Consider the following 19,191-nt stretch of genomic DNA (forward strand, 5'->3'; position numbering starts at 1 on the left):
AGTTAGTGAGCTATTTTGAATGATTTTTATTTAGATAGTTTTTACGAACAAAAAAAAATTGTAGATTTGCGATAGACCTAATTAATTAATAAGAATATGTTAAACGTAATCATAGCAATTGTAGTTATTATTTTATTGACCATTGGTATAGTATGGTTGATTGATAAATTTGTACCTAGTAAAATTAAACCTGTAATTAATATCCTTCTTTGGGGTTTAATAATTTACTTGGGATATATTACGTTCATGTCGGTATATAAAGAAATCCAATTCAACCAATTAAAAGTAAAGCGTTATGCAGTTGTAATTGATAGATTAATTGATATTAGAGATTCTCAATTAGCATACAAAGATGTTAAAGGAGAATATGCTGATACATTTGATAAACTAATAAAGTTTATAGATGTAGATAGTGTACCAATTACTCAAAGAAGAGACACACTTGTTTTAGATGAAGAAAGAACACGTGCATTTGGTGGTGTTGAAACTATGAAAACCATTACATTAATTGACACGTTAGATCATTGGTTTGTAAAGGACTCTATTTTTAAAGGAAATAATAGATATAAAAACATGGCTGACGTTGGTGTCGGAAAAGAAGGCGCTAAGTTTAAACTGGAAGCAGGAAAATTAGAAGATATACCTGTTTTCCAAGCAAGCGTGGAGAAGTCTGTTATTTTAGATGACCAAGAAAAATATTTAGTTGAGAAAGAAAACCAAGTTGTTTCTGTTGATGGTGTTAACGGTTCAGCATTGACTGTTGGTTCTATGGAAGAAGTTAATACTACAGGTAACTGGCCTAAAAACTATTCTAAAAAGCAGTAGTTTTGACTAAAAATAATATTAAAGAACTGTCCATTCAAGTTAATTTGAATGGGCTTTCTTTTTGCATATTAAACAGAACCTCTAATACAATAGAATATCTCAACAGTTTAAGCTTTGATACCAAACTGACACCCTTTGACCTTTTAAAAAGATTAAAAACAGAACTGAGCTCAAATACAGTATTTGCAGATGAGTTCAACGAGGTGCAAGTTATACATCAAAATGAATTGGCATCACTTGTTCCAAAAGAACTATATAGTGAGAACCATAAAGCAGATTATTTAAAATTCAATTCTAAAATTTTAAAAACAGATTTTATTGCGACGGATGAACTGGCAATAAATAATAGTATTAATGTGCATGTCCCATTTGTCAATATAAATAATTTCGTTTTTGATACCTTCGGTACCTTTATCTATAAACATTCATCTACAATTCTAATTGATTCTATATTACAAAGAGAAGAAACTACTGAATTACCTCAGGTTTTTATTAACGTGAATGCAAATACTATGGAAATGCTAGTATTTCATAATAAAGAGCTTTTATTATTTAATGTATTTGAATATCATAGCAAGGAAGATTTTATCTATTACATTCTTTTTGTTTTTGAACAATTAAAGCTAGATACTGAAACAACACAAATAGAACTAAGTGGTAACATTCAAATTGACGGAGAGCTATTCAAAACACTTTATACTTACGTTAGGCATGTAGATATAAATATATCAAATTATTCATTCAATTTCACCGAAGAAATAAATGAGATTAACCTACACAAATACTTTCTAGTCTTAAATTCATTTTAGTGAGAATTATCTCTGGATTATATAAAGGAAGACGCATTACTGCGCCGAAAAAATTACCTGTAAGGCCAACGACAGATATGGCCAAAGAGGCATTATTTAATATCTTAAACAATAGATATTATTTTAATGATATTTCGGTTTTAGATTTATTCTCTGGCACAGGAAACATATGCTATGAATTTGCATCACGAGGCACAGAACAGATTTTAGCTGTGGACGATAATTACGGCTGTATAAAATTCGTAAATCAAACTGCTGAGTCTTTTGAAATGCCTATAAACACAGTGAAAAGTGACGTGTATAAATTCTTAGAGCAAACTAAGAAAAAATACACAATAATATTTGCAGATCCTCCTTATGATTTTGATTTGGATGCCTTTTCAAAAATACCTGAATTAGTATTCAAAAATGAGTTGTTAGAGGATGAGGGACTTCTAATTGTAGAGCATTCTAAGCACACCGATTTAAGTGGATTAGAACACTACTCTCAATCCAAAAATTACGGCGGAAATGCCTTTAGTTTTTTCGAAAAATACTAATTATCAATCATGTAGGTGTTTTCCTAATTAATTTTTTTCATTAATTTTAAGAGCCTTTGCAAAAAAATGCAAAACAATTCTTCTGTGAATTTATTCCCTTATTAATGGTTAAATAGCTATTAACTAAATTCACAACAATCATGAAAATTTTTAAAGCAGGAGTGTTACTCTTATTGACTTTAGTCTTTGCATTTAACTTTTCAAATGCACAAGACTACCAACCAACAATGTTCGCAATACATACGGACAATGTTAAATTCGGAATGATGGCCCAATATGAAGAAGCGGCCAAGGAACTAAAAGCACATTGTGACAAGCACAATGTAGAAGGTGCCAACTGGATGGCAATTAGTGTTGAAGACGGCAGATATGTCTATGTAACACCGATTAAAAGCATGGCAGATCTTGACAAAAACCCAATGGGAAATTTAGCTGAAAAAATGGGTGAAGAAGAGTTAGCGAAACTTTTTGATAAAATGGATGATTGCTATGACTCGCATAGCGACTCAGTAGTGCATTACATGTCAAATCTGTCCCACACACCAGAAGGATATAGTACTGAAGGGAAAAATCACAGAGAGTATCATTTCTTATACTACGCACCAAAACATGCCGGTGAAATGAATACCGCAATGGCCAATGTAAAAAAGATGTTTGAAGAAAAAGGAGTAAAAAATGGTTATGAAGTGTATCATAGTGGCTTTGGTAGTGAAGAGAGTTATTATATGGTGGCTATTTCTGGCACAGATGACTTATCTGTTGCTCAAGGCGGAAAAGACAATGACAAATTATTGGGTGAAGATAAGGATGCTGTTTTTTGGGAAGTTATAAAACTAGCAAGTAGGTATGATCAAGTAGAAGCTACAATGAGGCCAGACCTAAGTTACATGCCAGCTAATAAGAGTAATTAATAAACCAAAAACCCACAAAATGAAAAATATATTAGTATTAGGTATTCTAGTTTTATTCATAACTGCATGTACTGAACACAAGCAGAGATATTTTGCAGAATCAGCAGAAACTAAGACCTTAGAAGCAGGAATAGCTGCCTATGAAAGTGGCGATTGGAATAAATGGAAAAGTCATTTTTCTGATACTGCCAAGATTTATGTCAATTCTAAAGATGCAATAACTTTAGATGCAAGGGTAAAAGACCTTTCAGCAATGACAGAGGCATTTTCTTCTTATGGTTTTGATAAGGATGACGATTATATAGAAATGGTAATAGACAAAGAAGATGAAACTTGGGTCTATTATTGGGGTCAACATAGCGGAACAATGGTAAATGGTACAAAATTGACAATACCTGTGCATTTAGCTGTACAGTTTACAGATGGTAAAATTACTGCTGAGCATGTTTATTTTGATGGTACGGAAATGAATGCTGCCATGAGTGCAATGCAGGCAGAGTCTGAAAACGAAATGGAATCTACAGATGAATAAAACCTAATTTCAATGTTTATAAAAAAACCTTCTTTTTCAAGAAGGTTTTTTTAGTAGGCAAATCTATAAGCCGAATTCTGTATACTTTTCTTTTTAAGAAAAGAATTCTAAAAAGATAAGTTTCTTATCATTTATCTGAGTCTATTGTCACCAACAAACTTTAGCTGTCTACCCTCCAACATTGGGCGTGCAACCCTCAAACGTTGGTTTACATGACATTGCACCACATAGAGTTTACCTGATTTCACTACAGCATTACCTGTACATACTTTCTGTTGCACTTTTCCTAACCTCTCGGTCGGTGGCTGTTAACCACTATGATGCACTATGGTGTTCGGACTTTCCTCCATTTCATAAATGAAATAGCGATAAGACAATTTACCACTGCAAAAGTACTTAAATTGTTAATAACTCCTATTAATTTTAAGTTTCTAAAAATGGCTATTTATTGGTTATTATTAAATTTGTAATGCGAGAAATTCGGTGTTGAAAGATGCTGAATTAAATTCAGCATATGATGGAACATTTTGTAGTATCAGCACGTAAATACAGACCCCAAACATTTAAAGATGTTGTTGGGCAGCAGGCTATTACAAATACTTTACTAAATGCTATTGAGAACAATCATTTAGCTCAAGCATTATTATTTACTGGTCCTCGTGGTGTTGGTAAAACCACATGTGCGCGGATTTTAGCAAAAATGATAAATAGTGATGGTAACACTAGTGAAGATGAGGATTTTGCTTTTAATATTTTTGAACTAGATGCTGCATCTAACAATTCTGTAGATGACATCAGAAATCTTACAGATCAGGTAAGAATTCCACCTCAAATTGGAAAATACAAAGTATATATTATTGATGAAGTACATATGCTATCTCAAGCAGCATTTAATGCTTTTCTTAAGACATTAGAAGAGCCTCCTAAACACTGCATCTTTATTCTCGCAACAACTGAGAAGCATAAGATTATACCAACAATACTCTCGCGTTGTCAAATATTCGATTTTAAGCGAATTACTGTTACAGATGCAAAAAATTATTTAAAGTTCATAGCTGAAGAACAAGGCGTACAAGCTGAAGATGATGCATTGCATATTATTGCTCAAAAAGCAGATGGCGCTATGCGTGATGCGCTTTCGATCTTTGACCGAGTTGTGAGTTTTTCTGGGAAAAACCTAACCAGACAAGCTGTAACTGAGAATTTAAATGTCCTTGATTACGAAACTTATTTTACAAGCACGGATTTAATTTTAGAAAATAAAATTCCAGATTTGTTGCTACAATTCAATTCAGTTTTGGCCAAAGGTTTCGATGGTCATCACTACATTGCTGGTCTTGCCTCCCATTTTAGGGATTTAATGGTTTGTAAAAACCCTGAGACTATAGAACTTCTAGAAGTTGGCGAAGACACAAAGCAGAAATATATTGAGCAGAGTAAAAAGACCTCAAACACCTTTTTAATGCAAGGCATTAATCTTGCAAATGATTGCGATTTAAAATATAAAACAAGTAAAAATCAGCGTTTGCTTGTAGAATTAACATTAATGCAATTAGCCTCTATCACTTTTGATGGAGAAAAAAAAAACAATAAACACTTTATAATACCTCCCTCCTATTTTAAAGCAAGAGGAATAAAGCCAGTACCTGTTCAGATTCCACAAATTGAGCAACCTGTTGAAGAAAAACCCCTTATTAAGGAAAAAGAATTAGTCAGAGAGGAAATATCCAACAATGTGGTAAAAGAGCCAGTTATACCTAAAATTTCAATAAAAAAACCTGCTAACGTTACATCTGGTCTTTCTCTCAAAAGTATTAAGGAAAAGAAAGAGCACCAAATAAAACAGTTAGATGTTATAATTGATGAAGAACTACTCCCTAAAGAACCTGTTAATCAAGAAGATTTAATTAAGGCCTGGAATGAATATACCCAATCTCTTCACAGAAAGGGTGAAAAGATATTAGCCTCTATTTTCGAGATGGAAGTACCAGAATTGAAGGATACTGCGATTTGCCTTACTTATTCAAATAATACTAATAAGATTGAATTAGAACGTGCACAATATCCGTTAATGGCATATTTGAAAAAAGCCTTAAAAAACTATGATCTTTATTTAGATATATCGGTAAACGAGGAGGTTGCTAAGAAATATGCATTTACACCAAAGGAGAAGTACGAAAAGCTAAAAGAGAAAAATCCGAATATAGAAGTACTTAGAAAAACTTTTGGATTAGATATTTAATACTGATACCATGTTAGGACTAAAATTACCAACGGACCCGAGATGGGTAAATATTGTAGAGAAAAATATTGAAGAAATTTTAACAGATCATGCTTATTGTGAACAAAAAGCAGCAAGCACAGCAATTTCTTTAATAGTAAGTTTTCCTGAATATACTGAGCTTGTACAAGAAATGACGGAGCTGGTAAATGAAGAGATAAGCCATTTTAAAATGGTTCATGATAGAATAATCGAAAAAGGTTGGACTTTAGGTAGAGACCGTAAGGACGAATATGTTATTCAATTAATGAAATTTTTTCCTAAAGGAGGAAGTAGAACTACGCAGTTAGTCCATAGGTTACTGTACGCTGCCCTTATTGAAGCACGGAGTTGCGAACGGTTCAGACTGCTTTCTGAGGAATTAGAAGATAAAAAATTAGCGAAGTTTTACAGAAAATTAATGATTAGTGAGGCTGGGCACTACACAATGTTTCTCAACTTTGCAAGAAAATATGGAGATAGAAAGGAAGTAGATGAGAAATGGCAACAGTTATTAGATTACGAGGCAGAAATAATGAAGAACCTCGGTAAAAAAGAAACCATTCACGGATAATAAAAAAGCTTCGGTAATACCGAAGCTTTTTTATTTAAGTTATTTGAGCAATTTATATTTTCATTCCAAAACCAAATTGAATAACGTTATTCTTTGCTGAACTATTAGTCATATCCTCGTCTAATATATTGGTTAACCCAAAAGAAAATCTCGCGTCAACAAACAGATCAGAAGTAATCATATATTCTGCACCTAATACACCTGAAAATGCAAAAGTTGAAAAAGCATCCTCATTCTTCCAAGTTTTTAATGCAACTTGAGGTCCTACTCCAAAAGATAAACGGTCAGATGCTGAGAGTCTAAGCTGAATAGGCAATTGAATATAGTCAGCCCTAAGATCTTCATCCTTACCACCTTCGGCAGACCATTGAAGCTCTGTTAATAATGAAACAGTATCAGAAAATCCAAATTCTACAAAACCACCGAAAGCAAAACCATTACGGTGTTTATTTTCAAAATCTGCATCTGGATCAAAGTCTAAATTCGAAATGTTTAAGGCACCTCTTACACCATAACTTACGTCTTGAGCCATTGCAACACTTGTAAAACAAACTAATAAAATGGCTAATAAATAATTTTTCATAATAATAAATTTGAGACTGCCAATATAAATGAAAAAATTAAACTATTAATAATTGAAATGATTTAAAGGCAATTATTTTAGACAAAGAACACTTATGACAATCAGTATTTAGACTGTTTCACTGGTAACAGTTTCATAATACACACTTTTAATAATTCCATCAGATAAACCAATTTTTGGAACATAGATGTGCTTTGCACCACTCCATTTCATTGCAGAAAGATAAATTCTGGTTGCAGGAATAATTACATCAGCTCTATCTTGATTTAAATTTAATTCAGTTATACGTTCTTCATAAGAATAGCTCTGCAACATCTTATAGTAGGTCGTTAAATAAAAGTAGGTTAACGGTTTACCTAAATCCTTACCAGAAATCTTGAAAATCTTATTAATATTCCCTCCAGATCCAATAAGTTCTATTTTATAATAGTGCTGTGTGTTTTCCTTAATCCAATGCTCTAATTGGTCCCAAACTTCTTTTTTAACAATATCATTTAACAATCTTACCGTACCTATTTTAAAAGATTTTGATTGCACTTTTTCTCCATTGTGTATAATTGAAAACTCAGTACTTCCGCCTCCAACATCCACATACAAGTATGTTTTATTTGGGTCTATGTACGAATTTAAATCTGTTGCTGCGATAATGGCTGCCTCCTCTTCACCTCCAATAATATCAATACTTATTCCGCAGGCATCAAAAATCTTTTTTGTTAAATCACTACTATTATTTGCTTCTCGCATCGCCGAAGTAGCACAAGCTTTATAGCGTGCAACACCATGAGATTTTATCAAAAGGCTAAACGCCGTCATGGTATCCAGCATTCGTTGTTGATTATATTCTGAAATTTCGCCATTAATAAATACATCGGCACCTAACCTAATGGGAACACGAACAAGTGAGTTTTTCTTAAATACAACAGGTTTATCTTTTTGTTCTATAATATTAGAGATCAATAACCTTACTGCATTAGACCCAATATCTATAGCTGCATATTTCTGTATTTTCAGCATTAACTTTCTAGTTTTTTTAGATAATAATTATATGTTTCAAATTGTGCCCTTATTTTCTCTTTATCATTTCTAAGATAAGTATTATCCTGAGTTTCATTAATAACTCGGGCCTTTACATTATCATTCCAACAAATGTCAAATAAATCTTGGAGCTCGTTTTTAATATCTTCGCCATATATAGGACAAGTTACTTCAACCCTTGTATGTATATTTCGTGTCATCCAGTCTGCTGAAGAAATATAGATCTTAGGATCGTTATTATTAGCAAATACAAATAATCTAGTATGTTCTAAAAACTTATCTACAATACTTATTACTTCAATATTTTCACTCATGCCTTCTATGCCAGGCACCAAACAGCATATTCCTCTTACTATCATTTGTATTTTAACTCCTGCTCTACTTGCTTCATACAACTTATCTATCATATCATTATTAGATATGCTATTCATTTTTAATTTAATATAAGCAGGTTTTCCGGAGTTAGCATTTAAAATTTCGTTATCAATTAAATTGAAAAGTTTAGTTTTTGTATAGTGTGGTGAGGTAATAATGTGCTTGTATCGAGATACCTTATAGTTGACCTCAAAAAAGTCAAAAACCTTATTGATGTCCTTTAGGATTTTAGAATTTGCTGTTAATAATGTAAAATCTGTATAAAGCTTGGCTGTAGATTCATTGAAATTACCAGTGCTAACAAAACCATATCGCTTCATCTTACCTTCCTCTTCGCGCTCTACAACACACATTTTACAATGTACTTTTAATCCTGTTACTCCAAAAAACATTTTAACTCCTGCATCCTGCATTTGTTCAGCATAATTTATATTTGCCGCTTCATCAAAACGTGCTCTTAACTCAATGGATACTATTACTTCTTTTCCATTCTTAGCAGCATTTATTAAGGAACTTGCAACATGAGAAATTTGAGCCAATCTATAAATAGTGATTTTAATTGTTTTTACATTAGGGTCTAATGCCGCCTCTCTTAAAAACTTTACTATATAGGAGAATGTATGATAAGGCGTGTAAACCAAATAGTCTTTAATTGCAATGGTATTAAAAATACTTTTTTGAAGACTGAGTCCTTTTACTGGTAATGGTTTTATTTTTTTGTAGAGTAAATCTGTCCTGCCTAAACTAGGAAAATCCATATAATCACGTCTATTGTGATAACGACCGCCTGGTATGATGCTATCCTGAGAATCAATACCCATAATATTGAGTAGAAAATCTAAAGTGTCTTGGTCTATCTGTTTATCATATACAAAACGCACGGGCTGTCCACTTTTCCTATTTTCTACACTAGCAGAAAGTTTTTCAACAAAACTCTTACTTAAATCACTATCAAAATCTAGTTCTCCATCTCTAGTGATTTTAATCATATGGGCAGATATACTATCGTAATCAAAAATATTAAAGATGTCATCTAGACAATATCTTAAAATATTATCCACCATGATAATGTATTGAGAATTACCTACACTTGGCAATACAATAAAGCGGTCCATTGCTTTAGATATCTCAATTAAAGCAAATCTATCTTTGCCATTAGTATTTGACATTTTAACAGTAAGATAAGCAGCACTGTCCTTTAATTCTGGTAAGGCAACTTCTTCATTCAGTATTATCACCACCAAAGCTGGGCTGATAACTTGAAAGAAATAGTTCTTTATAAAGTCATGGTGGGTCTCGGTAATATCCGTTTCATTAAGAATATGAATATTTTGTTGCTCTAATTCTTTATCTATTGAAGCTAAGATTTTTAAACTCTCACTTTGTTGATCAATAACAATTTTTGTAATTGCTTCCAACAATTCCTCAGCCTTTAAACCTCCAAGTTGACTCTTTCCCTCTTTTCCTGCTTCATAAATACGTTTTACCGTAGCATACCTCACTTTAAAAAATTCATCTAAGTTATTTGAGAAAATCCCTAAAAATCGTAATCGTTCTATTAATGGTACATTATTGTCTGCAGCTTCTTGTAAAACTCTCGCATTAAACTGCAACCAACTAAGTTCTCTATTTATATATCTGTTATTTTGCTTAAGCATTATCGTAAATCCTTCGGGACAATTATTAATTCCGTTTTACCTTTTTCTAATGATTTCCAATTATCGATTTCAAAATTGATCTTTACCAAACCACTAGTTGGCAAATTTTCAATAAATCTGTCACCAAATATATTAGAAATAGATGTGAACGCATGATTGTGCCCAAATATCATTATAGAATTTATTGTATCCTCTAAAGATTTAATAAAGTTGATCACATTTCTACCGTTAAAATCGTACAATTCTTCGATAATCGTCACCTCTTTCTGGTCTAATTCGCACGTTTTTATGAATATTTTACACGTTTGATATGCTCTTTTTGCTGGACTTGAAAAAATTTTTTCTGGCAATTCTCCAAACTTTATATATTCCTTTGCCACCAATTTAATATCATTTAAACCTCTGGTTTTCAATGGTCTTTGACGGTCACCAACGTCATATTTCCATGAGGATTTACCATGTCTTACTAGTATAATTGTTTTCATATTAATCGATTAAATGCATATTATTTCGATAAAGTGTTGCATATATTGTTAATAAATACTATTTTGGCACTTTAATTGTGTTATGTTATTATTATAATTTAACCTTAAAGTTACTGTAAATGACCCCAAATCAAAAACATATTAATCTAATGACCTATGCGTCAAATTTTGGCGTAGTTCCCTCGACAAGTTTTATTAAAATACATTATAAACATTATATATAAGTATAAAAGCTTACGGAATTATGACCCCTTATCAAATTCAAACCTATTATCCATTGGCATTATTTATAGTGCTTTTCCCTCATGCGATTATAGAAAATTGTATTGCAAAATCATTTGATAGATGGTTTATGCACAACGTTTCATAATCTGTTTTAAAACAAAATTTTTAATCGCTAGTCGATGCAATATTATTAAATGAAGGAAAATTACTAAATTATGAATACCAAATGCCAACTATTTAAAAGCAGGATATCTACTTTTAAAAAATCCCTCAAGGCTTTTTTAAATGTATTTTTGATTTTTCATATTAAGAAAATTAAGATTAGGCCATTTATTGCGCCACAATTCATAGGGTTTTTATTAATTCTGTTTAGTACAGTTTTTATAAGTAACATTCTTAACGCACAAAACCCAGGGCAAGCGTCTAATTTCAGTATCAAAGGAGATACATATTCGGGCGCATTTAATTCTGTTTCTGACGATTGGTTTCAAGGACCATCAGGTATAGGTAACATTGACGAAAGTCAAACCCCATTATTTTTAAGCATTACCAATTCCCAATCGAATCAAGCCTTTACAGCGAGATCACCGTACAACCAATACGAATTAGTAAATGGGTATTTATTATATGATGCAATCTACGGTAGAGATTACACAACTATTAATGGTGGTAGTGATTTTACAACATTTTCGGGTTCTAATAAAAATGGAGATAATCCTCAAGTTACATGGCAGGTAGGTAATAGTGCACCTACAGGTTCTGTAGATTTAGTAGATGTATATGCCCACTTAAGAAGAGAAGGAACCACTGTTAATGATAAGATGTGGTTAATTATGGCAGTATCTACAATGGGTAACAATGGTACACATTATGTAGATTTTGAATTATACGCTGATCCGATTGATTTAAATGGCTCCAATGGATTTCAAGATTCTGGTGAAAATGGAAAAGGTGGTCATACAGCATGGGAATTTGATGGCTCTGGTAATTTAACAGCTAGTGGAGATTTAGATGCAGGATTTGCCTATTCTGGTTCTAATATTACTGGAATTGAAGTAAGAATTTGGGTAAAACGATCAGATTATGAGAACGTTACACCTGCAACATTTACTTGGGGGTCAGAATTTGACGGTCCTTCTAATGATTCAGAATATGGTTATGCACAAATTGTAATACCAACAGGTGGTACATACGACTCTGGTAATGCAGGTAACACTCCAGCACCACCATGGAAAACTTTTAAAGATAATGCACCCTCGTTTGCATATGATAATGGTGCCTTTGCTGAAGTTGGAATTGATTTGACTGCTTTAGGAATTGATCCTAGTTTATCTAGTGACAACCCTTGTGATGCTCCATTTCAAAAAATTCTGATTAAAACAAGAGCTTCCGCATCCTTCACCTCAAGTCTTAAAGATTTTGCTGGTCCATACCAGTTTTTAGGGTCTCCAATTTTAGACCCAACCATAAAAGTTGAAAATCCTGGTCATTTTCTTTGTAGCGAAACTCAAAAAACTCTATCGCCACTGAACCCTTACCCAGGTGCGCATTACGTGTACACAACCAATGATGGTGAGTTTTTGGATGGTACACAAGAGTATATTGGCGAAAATGCCATTATTACCAAACCTGGTAAATATAAATTAACAGCATCTCCTGTTGCTGGTTGTACCGAAGCATCAAGCGAAGTGAATGTCTATGCACAACCTTGTGCTGTAGATGATGATTTTGGAGAAATTATAGAAAATAGTCCAGGATATAAGGTTAAAGTAACCCTTAACGATACAGACCGAGACGGTGATATAGATAAATCGACACTTAATAACAATAATCCACTTTTACAACCTTCTAATGGTACACTGATTATACACCCTAATAATGGAGATATTACATATATACCTAACCCAGATTATTACGGACCAGATTCATTTGAATATGAAATTTGTGATGATCAAGGTTTGTGTGATATCGCAACGGTAACGGTCTTTGTGCTGCAAGACACAGATAATGATGGTGTTGGTGATAAATATGATATAGATAATGATAATGACGGCATACCAGACATTATAGAATGTGCAATCGCTGCAAAACCACGTATATTAAATCAAGATTTTGAAGCTATTGATATTATAACCTCAGGGCTAGATGATGGCCCAACTGACGTTGTAACCAGTATAGAAGGAATTTGGAAGGGTGATGCTAGCCATATACCAAATTGGTCAAGTACAGACACTAGTAATCATTTAGAAATTTGGAACAACTCCCATAACTACGACAGCGGAAATGGACATGACAATAAAGGTAAAGCCTATTCTGGTAAGCAATGGGCTGAGGTAAATGCAAGCTCAAATAATGGTTTTTATCAAGATATTAACACCACGCCAGGTGATGTTTTACAATGGTCTTTTGCTCATCGTAAAAGAGAGTTTTATAAAGGTAGTGTTAATGAAGACATAGTAAGTTTAGAAATTGGTGCTCCTGGTAGCCAGGTAAGTCAAGGAAACTTTGCTTCTCACCCACAATCAGAATGGACCAAACATACTGGTACTTATACCGTACCACCAGGTCAAACTGTAACGCGCTTAAGTTTTAATTGGGTACAGTCTGCAGGTGGAAATGCTGTTATGGGTAATTTCGTTGATAATGTAGAATTATATTTTATAGAATCTAATTGTGCAGACACAGATGGTGATGGCATCCCTAATTACTTAGATTTAGATTCCGACAACGATGGTATTCCAGATGTTGTAGAAGCTGGGTTTAGAGATGATAATAATGATGGGTTGGTAGATACTAATGACTATGGCGTTAATGGATTAGCGGATAATGTTGAAACATTTGATGATAGTGGTATATTAATAGATCAACCTCTTAATACCGATGCATCTTCAGACATAGGTTTTGAAATGTACGATTTCGTAGATGTAGACTCCGATAACGATGGTATAACAGATACTCAAGAAGCATTTTCTGATAATATAAACTATAACGACGTTGCTAATGACGGTATAATTGATGGATTTATTGATTTTGATAATAACGGTTGGCATGACCCTATAGATGCAGAATCATCATTACCAGAACGATTAAACTCAGATGCTGATAACATACCTAATTACTTAGATTTAGATTCTGATGGTGATGGTGTACCTGATACATTAGAAGGGAATTTTGATGTGCCAGATACAGATAACAACGGTTACGTAGGCAACGGCATACCTTCAGATATTGATTTTGATGGTCTTGCCGATACAAACGACCCAGACTTTACTGGCAATATACTAAGTGGTTCTGGTTTTTATCAAGACTTTGATGGTGACGGATTAAATAACACAATAGACATTGATGCTGATAATGATGGTATCATTGATAATACAGAAGCCTCTTCTACTTTTGCATATTACCCACCAACAGGTGTAGATACTGATGGTGATGGAATAGATAATGCATACGATGTAGACAATGGAGGAATTGGTATTGGTTATATTAATATTGATGGTGGTTTATATCCAGATTTCTTAGATGTAGATGCAGAAGATGACGGGTTAAAGGATATTAGAGAAAATAATATTGCCAACTCAATAGACGCAGATGTTTTAGATTTAGATAACGACGGAATGGTCGATTTAAATTTGTTTACAGATGATGACAATGATGGATTAGCAGATATTTTTGACTTAGAGGACGATATAGATGATGTAAAAAATTCAACTAACTTTTATCAAACACCAAACACACAACCAGATGATGATCCTCAAAACATGGGAGGAGACAGAGATTGGAGAGAATGGTATGGTGATGATTCAGATTTAGATAACATACCAGATTACGTTGATTTAGATGACGACAACGATGGTATTTTAGATACTGTAGAACAACTAGCTACAAATACCGATATTGATAATGACGGTATTGAAAATTTACTGGATTTAGATTCAGACGGAGATGGTATACCAGATCATACAGATGCTGGTGGTACTTTTGATGCTGATGGCAGTGGTATGCCTGGTTTAGGTATATTAGATAATACAGAAGTAGACCCAAATGGTGTACCTCTTGTAGTAGGACCTACTGGTATTACACCTGCAGATACTGACGGTGATGGATTACCAAATTTTATAGATTTAGATGCTGATAACGATGGTATTGCAGATGTTTTAGAGGCAGGAGGAAATGATGCTAATGGTGATGGGTTATATGGCCCAGGAGCTTCAAACGACTTCGATTCTGATGGTATTGCAGATGCTGTAGATTTATTTGATAATACCCAAGGAAATTTAGATGTTCCACTTGGTGGGACACCTTTATATGTAAATGACAATGATGGTGATGGGTTAGCAAATTTTATTGATTTAGATTCAGATAACGATACTATTCCAGACATCGTAGAAGGCCAACCTACTGTTGCCTATAATGCGCCAATTCCAGGATTTGCTGATGTAGATGGTGATGGGCTTAATAATATTTTTGACATTAACAACGGTGGTACGCCAATTGTACCAGTAGACACTGATGGTGATTACACTCCAGATTATTTGGATTTAGATACTGATGGAGATTTTATTTATGACATAGTAGAAGCAGGACCAACTCATGCCGCAGCTGACACAAATAATAATGGTAAAACAAACAATACTGTTGGTATTAATGGTTTAGATGATAATTTTGAAGCCTCAGATAATTTTATTGATCCTAACGGAACATTAGATGACACTCAAGAGGATAATTTCCCAGATGAAGACAATGATGTATTGTCAGGTGGAGATGTAGATTATAGAGATGCTGAATTTGATGATTTTGATAATGATACAGTATCAAATGCAGATGACTTAGATGATGATAATGATGGTATTTTAGATACAGAAGAATCTAATGGAATAGACCCTTCTGCAGATTCAGACTCTGATGGTATAGCTAATTATTTAGACCCAGACTTTTGTACATTAAATTCATTCGGAATTTGTTCAAATTTAGATATTGATAATGATGGCATCCCTAATCACTTCGATTTAGATAGTGATGGAGACGGTTGTAACGATGCCTTAGAAGGATACAATTCTGAATCAGCTGACCCTGATTTTGATGGAGTATATGGAACAGGTACAGCTACTGTAGATGCTAATGGTTTAGTAATCGCTGCTGGTGTAACTGGTAATTCTTATGACACCTTACCAGCAGATACAGATGCATCATCAACTGATGATTTTCTTGAAAGTAATATTTATGTAGCTTGTCAAGCAGATTTAAGAATAACTAAAACTGTTGATGACACTACACCAGAAATTAATGAAATTGTAACATTTACAATTATAGTTACAAATGATGGCCCGTTTAACGCTTCAGGTATTACGGTTAAAGATTTATTACCCGCAGAACTTACTTATAACGCAACAGGTTCTACAATACCAGCGTCTTCAACATACAATAGCACAACTGGTATATGGGACTTTAGTAGTATTACATTAGTTACAGGTGATTCTATAGAACTTCAAATTGCGGCAACTGCAAGCAGTAGTTGTGCACTTACAACCAATGAGGTTGAGATTATAACAAGTGATAGATTTGATTTTGATTCTACACCAAATAATAATGATCCTTCTGAGGATGATTATGCAACAGCAACATTAACAGTTACTGATAATACTGATCCTACTTGGACATCAACTCTCCCAGTTGATGCTACTTATCAGTGTAATGCCGTGCCAATTCCAGTAACTTTAACAGCTACAGATAATTGTGGTACAGCAACTGTTAACTTTAATGAGGTTAGAACTGACGGATTTTGTTCATCGTATTACACATTAACCAGAACTTGGACAGCAACAGACTGTTGTGGGTTAAATAGTATTCAGCACGTACAAACAATTACAGTGGTAGATACTATTGCGCCAGAAGCTAATCCTACCAACCCAATTTTGGTACAATGTTTTAGCGAAATTCCGGCTCAAGACCCTAATGAAATTACAGGAGAAACGGATAATTGTACCTCTGATGTAACGGTTGCGTTTTTATCAGAATCTGATAACGGTAGTCCGGGTACTATAGCGAGTCCTTACATTTTAACTAGAATTTATCGTGTTTCTGATGATTGTGGTAACTATATAGATGTACCACAAACTATAACTGTTATAGATGACACTCCTCCAGTAATTGATACCAATGCTTTCGACTTCGAGGTGCAATGTGATGGAAGTGGAAATACGGATGCCTTAAATAATTGGTTAAGTACTAATGGAAGTGCGGCAGCCAATGATAATTGTGGTGCATTAACTTGGTCTAACGATTACACTGGTTTAACAGATTCTTGTGGTAGTAATGCCTCTGCAACAGTAACTTTTACCGCAACTGACACTGCAGGAAATACCGCAACAACAACCGCAACATTTAGTATTGTTGACAATATAAGTCCAGAAATACTTGGTTTCCCTTCTGGTGTTAATAATGAACAATCACATTGTGTTAATGTCCCTGTTTTATCATTTACATCATATAATGAGGAAATTGGTGATGGTAATAACTCAACATTTTTACAAGGTGAAACCTTCAGGTTTCCAAATATATCAAGTGGTGTAGATGCATTATTAACTATTGTAGAGACAGTTAATGCTACAGTCCCTGTATTAGATGATAATACTACAGGACCAAATTCATTAAAACCAAGAACAGCCTTCTCATTAACAACTGTTGGTGAAAAAGCTTATGTAGAGTATAAAATTGATTTTGTAGAAACTGGTACAAATACACCAACAACATTACCAGAATTTTATGCGAATTTTAATGATATTGATGGAAATAGCAGTTATGGTGAAGTTAACTGGACAGAATTAGCTACTAGCTATACAGTAGATGATCCTACAGAACTAACAATAACAGAAGAAGGATCATGGATTTTAGCTACCGCTGGTACCAATGAATATCCAGGTGTAACTAACACATATCCTCAAGTAAATATATCAACAAAAAATACTAATGCATCAACGTATTCGTTTCGTTTAGGTGCAGAAGCAAGACAACCAAATGTATCTGCTTCAGGAAGACAGCACAATATCGAATTTGCATGTATAGGTAATTTTACAAGTGCAAGTACATTTCAAGAAATAACTTTAGAATGTAAAGACCTACAACCAGCTGCAGAACTTACTGCCATAGATGATTGTAGTGTCACAACTGTCGTTTTAGACGAAGTTAGAACTGACGGTAGTTGTGAAAATCAATACACATTGGTTCGTACATGGACCGCTACTGACGCTTGTGGAAATGAATCAAAAGCAACTCAAAAAATTAATGTAATTGACACTACTACACCAGTTATTGATACGGTTGCTAGTGATAGCACAGTAGAATGTGATGGTAGTGGAAATATAACCGATCTCAATGCTTGGTTAGCCTCTAATGGTGGTGCATCTGCTTCAGACATTTGTGGTGATGTAACATGGACTAATGACTATACAGCAATAAGCGATGAATGTGGTGCTACAGGATCAACAACTGTAATCTTTACAGCATCTGATGCATGTGGTAATACCGCAACAACATCTGCTACATTTACTATTGAAGATTCAACGGGACCATCTATTGATACTGTTGCAAATGACAGCACAGTAGAATGTGATAGTCGTGGAAATATAACAGAACTTAATGATTGGTTAGCTTCAAATGGTGGCGCATCTGCTTCAGATGCCTGTGGTAACGTAACATGGTCTAACAATTTCACAGCACTTAGTGATGAGTGTGGTGTTACGGGTTCAGCTACTGTAACCTTCACTGCTACTGATGATTGTGGTAACACATCGATAACATCTGCTACATTTACTATTGAAGATACAACAGCTCCAACTATTGATACCATAGCAAGCGATCTTACAGTAGAATGTGATGGTAGTGGTAACTCATCAGATCTTAATACATGGTTAGCGTCTAATGCTGGTGCATCTGCTACGGATGAGTGTAGTGGCGTGACATGGTCTAATAACTTTACGTCAATTTCTGATGAATGTGGCGCTACTGGATCTGCTATTGTAACTTTTACAGCTACAGATGAATGCGGTAATACAGCTACAACTTCTGCCACATTTACAATTGTAGACACTACAAAACCGTCTATAGTTGGTGTACCTGCTGATACTTCAGCAGAATGTGATTCAATTCCATTGCCTGCTAATCCTATTTCATCAGATAATTGTGATAATAATGTAGATTTATCCTTTAATGAGTCAACAATACCAGGTTCATGTCCAGGTGCATACACCTTACAAAGAACATGGACCGCTACGGATGATTGTGGCAACACAACGTCTGCTGTTCAAACCATAACGGTTGTGGATACGACAGACCCTGTCTTAGCAGGGATTCCAAGTGATACAACTGTAGAATGTGATAG

At 34.0% G+C, this 19,191-nt stretch carries 12 protein-coding genes and 1 other RNA gene; 8 read left to right on the top strand and 5 right to left on the bottom strand.

From position 1 onward, the window contains the following. The first annotated feature begins 96 nt into the window (after positions 1–96). The 5 genes from LBV24_RS08430 (at position 97) to LBV24_RS08450 (ending at position 3,616) form a co-directional block, all read left to right on the top strand. A complete protein-coding gene (locus LBV24_RS08430; RefSeq protein ID WP_224478206.1) occupies positions 97–825 on the top strand; it encodes a hypothetical protein in 729 nt (242 codons plus the stop codon). A 2-nt stretch (positions 826–827) separates the two neighbouring features. Further along, the gene (locus tag LBV24_RS08435) at positions 828–1,634 is read left to right on the top strand and encodes a DUF3822 family protein (RefSeq protein WP_224478207.1); all 807 of its coding nucleotides are present in this window, start codon (positions 828–830) and stop codon (positions 1,632–1,634) included. Beyond that, positions 1,634–2,173 (top strand): RsmD family RNA methyltransferase, encoded by a 540-nt coding sequence (locus LBV24_RS08440; protein WP_224478208.1) that lies wholly within the window; start codon positions 1,634–1,636, stop codon positions 2,171–2,173. The genes LBV24_RS08435 and LBV24_RS08440 overlap by 1 nt, the downstream gene beginning before the upstream one ends. A gap of 140 nt (positions 2,174–2,313) precedes the next feature. Beyond that, positions 2,314–3,084 (top strand): hypothetical protein, encoded by a 771-nt coding sequence (locus tag LBV24_RS08445; protein ID WP_224478209.1) that lies wholly within the window; start codon positions 2,314–2,316, stop codon positions 3,082–3,084. Between the two features lie 19 nt (positions 3,085–3,103). Beyond that, the gene (locus tag LBV24_RS08450; RefSeq protein ID WP_224478210.1) at positions 3,104–3,616 is read left to right on the top strand and encodes a nuclear transport factor 2-like protein; all 513 of its coding nucleotides are present in this window, start codon (positions 3,104–3,106) and stop codon (positions 3,614–3,616) included. A 50-nt stretch (positions 3,617–3,666) separates the two neighbouring features. Here LBV24_RS08450 and rnpB read toward each other — a convergent pair. Further along, positions 3,667–4,001: RNase P RNA component class A (gene rnpB, locus LBV24_RS08455), an RNA gene on the bottom strand. Between the two features lie 132 nt (positions 4,002–4,133). Here rnpB and dnaX point away from each other — a divergent pair. Beyond that, a complete protein-coding gene (gene dnaX / locus LBV24_RS08460; protein WP_224478211.1) occupies positions 4,134–5,858 on the top strand; it encodes a DNA polymerase III subunit gamma/tau in 1,725 nt (574 codons plus the stop codon). 10 nt (positions 5,859–5,868) lie between these two features. After that, positions 5,869–6,450 carry a tRNA-(ms[2]io[6]A)-hydroxylase gene (gene miaE / locus LBV24_RS08465; protein ID WP_224478212.1) on the top strand — a complete coding sequence of 194 codons (582 nt, stop codon included), beginning with the start codon at positions 5,869–5,871 and terminating at the stop codon, positions 6,448–6,450. Between the two features lie 52 nt (positions 6,451–6,502). Here miaE and LBV24_RS08470 read toward each other — a convergent pair whose 3' ends face one another. The 4 genes from LBV24_RS08470 to LBV24_RS08485 form a co-directional block, all read right to left on the bottom strand. Then, positions 6,503–7,033 carry a porin family protein gene (locus tag LBV24_RS08470; RefSeq protein WP_224478213.1) on the bottom strand — a complete coding sequence of 177 codons (531 nt, stop codon included), beginning with the start codon at positions 7,031–7,033 and terminating at the stop codon, positions 6,503–6,505. Positions 7,034–7,141: 108 nt separating this feature from the next. Next, positions 7,142–8,047, bottom strand: a complete 906-nt coding sequence (locus tag LBV24_RS08475; RefSeq protein WP_224478214.1) for a Ppx/GppA phosphatase family protein — start codon at positions 8,045–8,047, stop codon at positions 7,142–7,144. Continuing rightward, positions 8,047–10,101, bottom strand: coding sequence for a polyphosphate kinase 1 (gene ppk1 / locus LBV24_RS08480; protein WP_224478215.1), 2,055 nt, complete (start codon positions 10,099–10,101; stop codon positions 8,047–8,049). The genes LBV24_RS08475 and ppk1 overlap by 1 nt, the downstream gene beginning before the upstream one ends. Beyond that, a complete protein-coding gene (locus tag LBV24_RS08485) occupies positions 10,101–10,586 on the bottom strand; it encodes a SixA phosphatase family protein (protein WP_224478216.1) in 486 nt (161 codons plus the stop codon). Before LBV24_RS08485 ends, ppk1 begins: the two co-directional genes overlap by 1 nt. Before the next feature lie 440 nt (positions 10,587–11,026). On the opposite strand from LBV24_RS08485, the gene LBV24_RS08490 reads away from it, so the two are divergent. Continuing rightward, on the top strand, positions 11,027–19,191 hold an 8,165-nt coding region (locus LBV24_RS08490), incomplete at its 3' end, for an Ig-like domain-containing protein (protein WP_224478217.1).

This window comes from Winogradskyella vincentii, from assembly GCF_020166345.1.
Taxonomy (GTDB): Bacteria; Bacteroidota; Bacteroidia; order Flavobacteriales; family Flavobacteriaceae; genus Winogradskyella; species Winogradskyella vincentii.

Excerpts from the sequence above, each read along its gene's own strand:
- LBV24_RS08430 (WP_224478206.1), top strand. The coding sequence starts at position 97 with ATGTTAAACGTAATCATAGCAATTGTAGTTATTATTTTATTGACCATT.
- LBV24_RS08445 (WP_224478209.1), top strand. The coding sequence starts at position 2,314 with ATGAAAATTTTTAAAGCAGGAGTGTTACTCTTATTGACTTTAGTCTTT.
- LBV24_RS08450 (WP_224478210.1), top strand. The coding sequence starts at position 3,104 with ATGAAAAATATATTAGTATTAGGTATTCTAGTTTTATTCATAACTGCA.
- dnaX (WP_224478211.1), top strand. The coding sequence starts at position 4,134 with ATGGAACATTTTGTAGTATCAGCACGTAAATACAGACCCCAAACATTT.
- miaE (WP_224478212.1), top strand. The coding sequence starts at position 5,869 with ATGTTAGGACTAAAATTACCAACGGACCCGAGATGGGTAAATATTGTA.
- LBV24_RS08470 (WP_224478213.1), bottom strand. The coding sequence starts at position 7,033 with ATGAAAAATTATTTATTAGCCATTTTATTAGTTTGTTTTACAAGTGTT.
- LBV24_RS08475 (WP_224478214.1), bottom strand. The coding sequence starts at position 8,047 with ATGCTGAAAATACAGAAATATGCAGCTATAGATATTGGGTCTAATGCA.
- ppk1 (WP_224478215.1), bottom strand. The coding sequence starts at position 10,101 with ATGCTTAAGCAAAATAACAGATATATAAATAGAGAACTTAGTTGGTTG.
- LBV24_RS08485 (WP_224478216.1), bottom strand. The coding sequence starts at position 10,586 with ATGAAAACAATTATACTAGTAAGACATGGTAAATCCTCATGGAAATAT.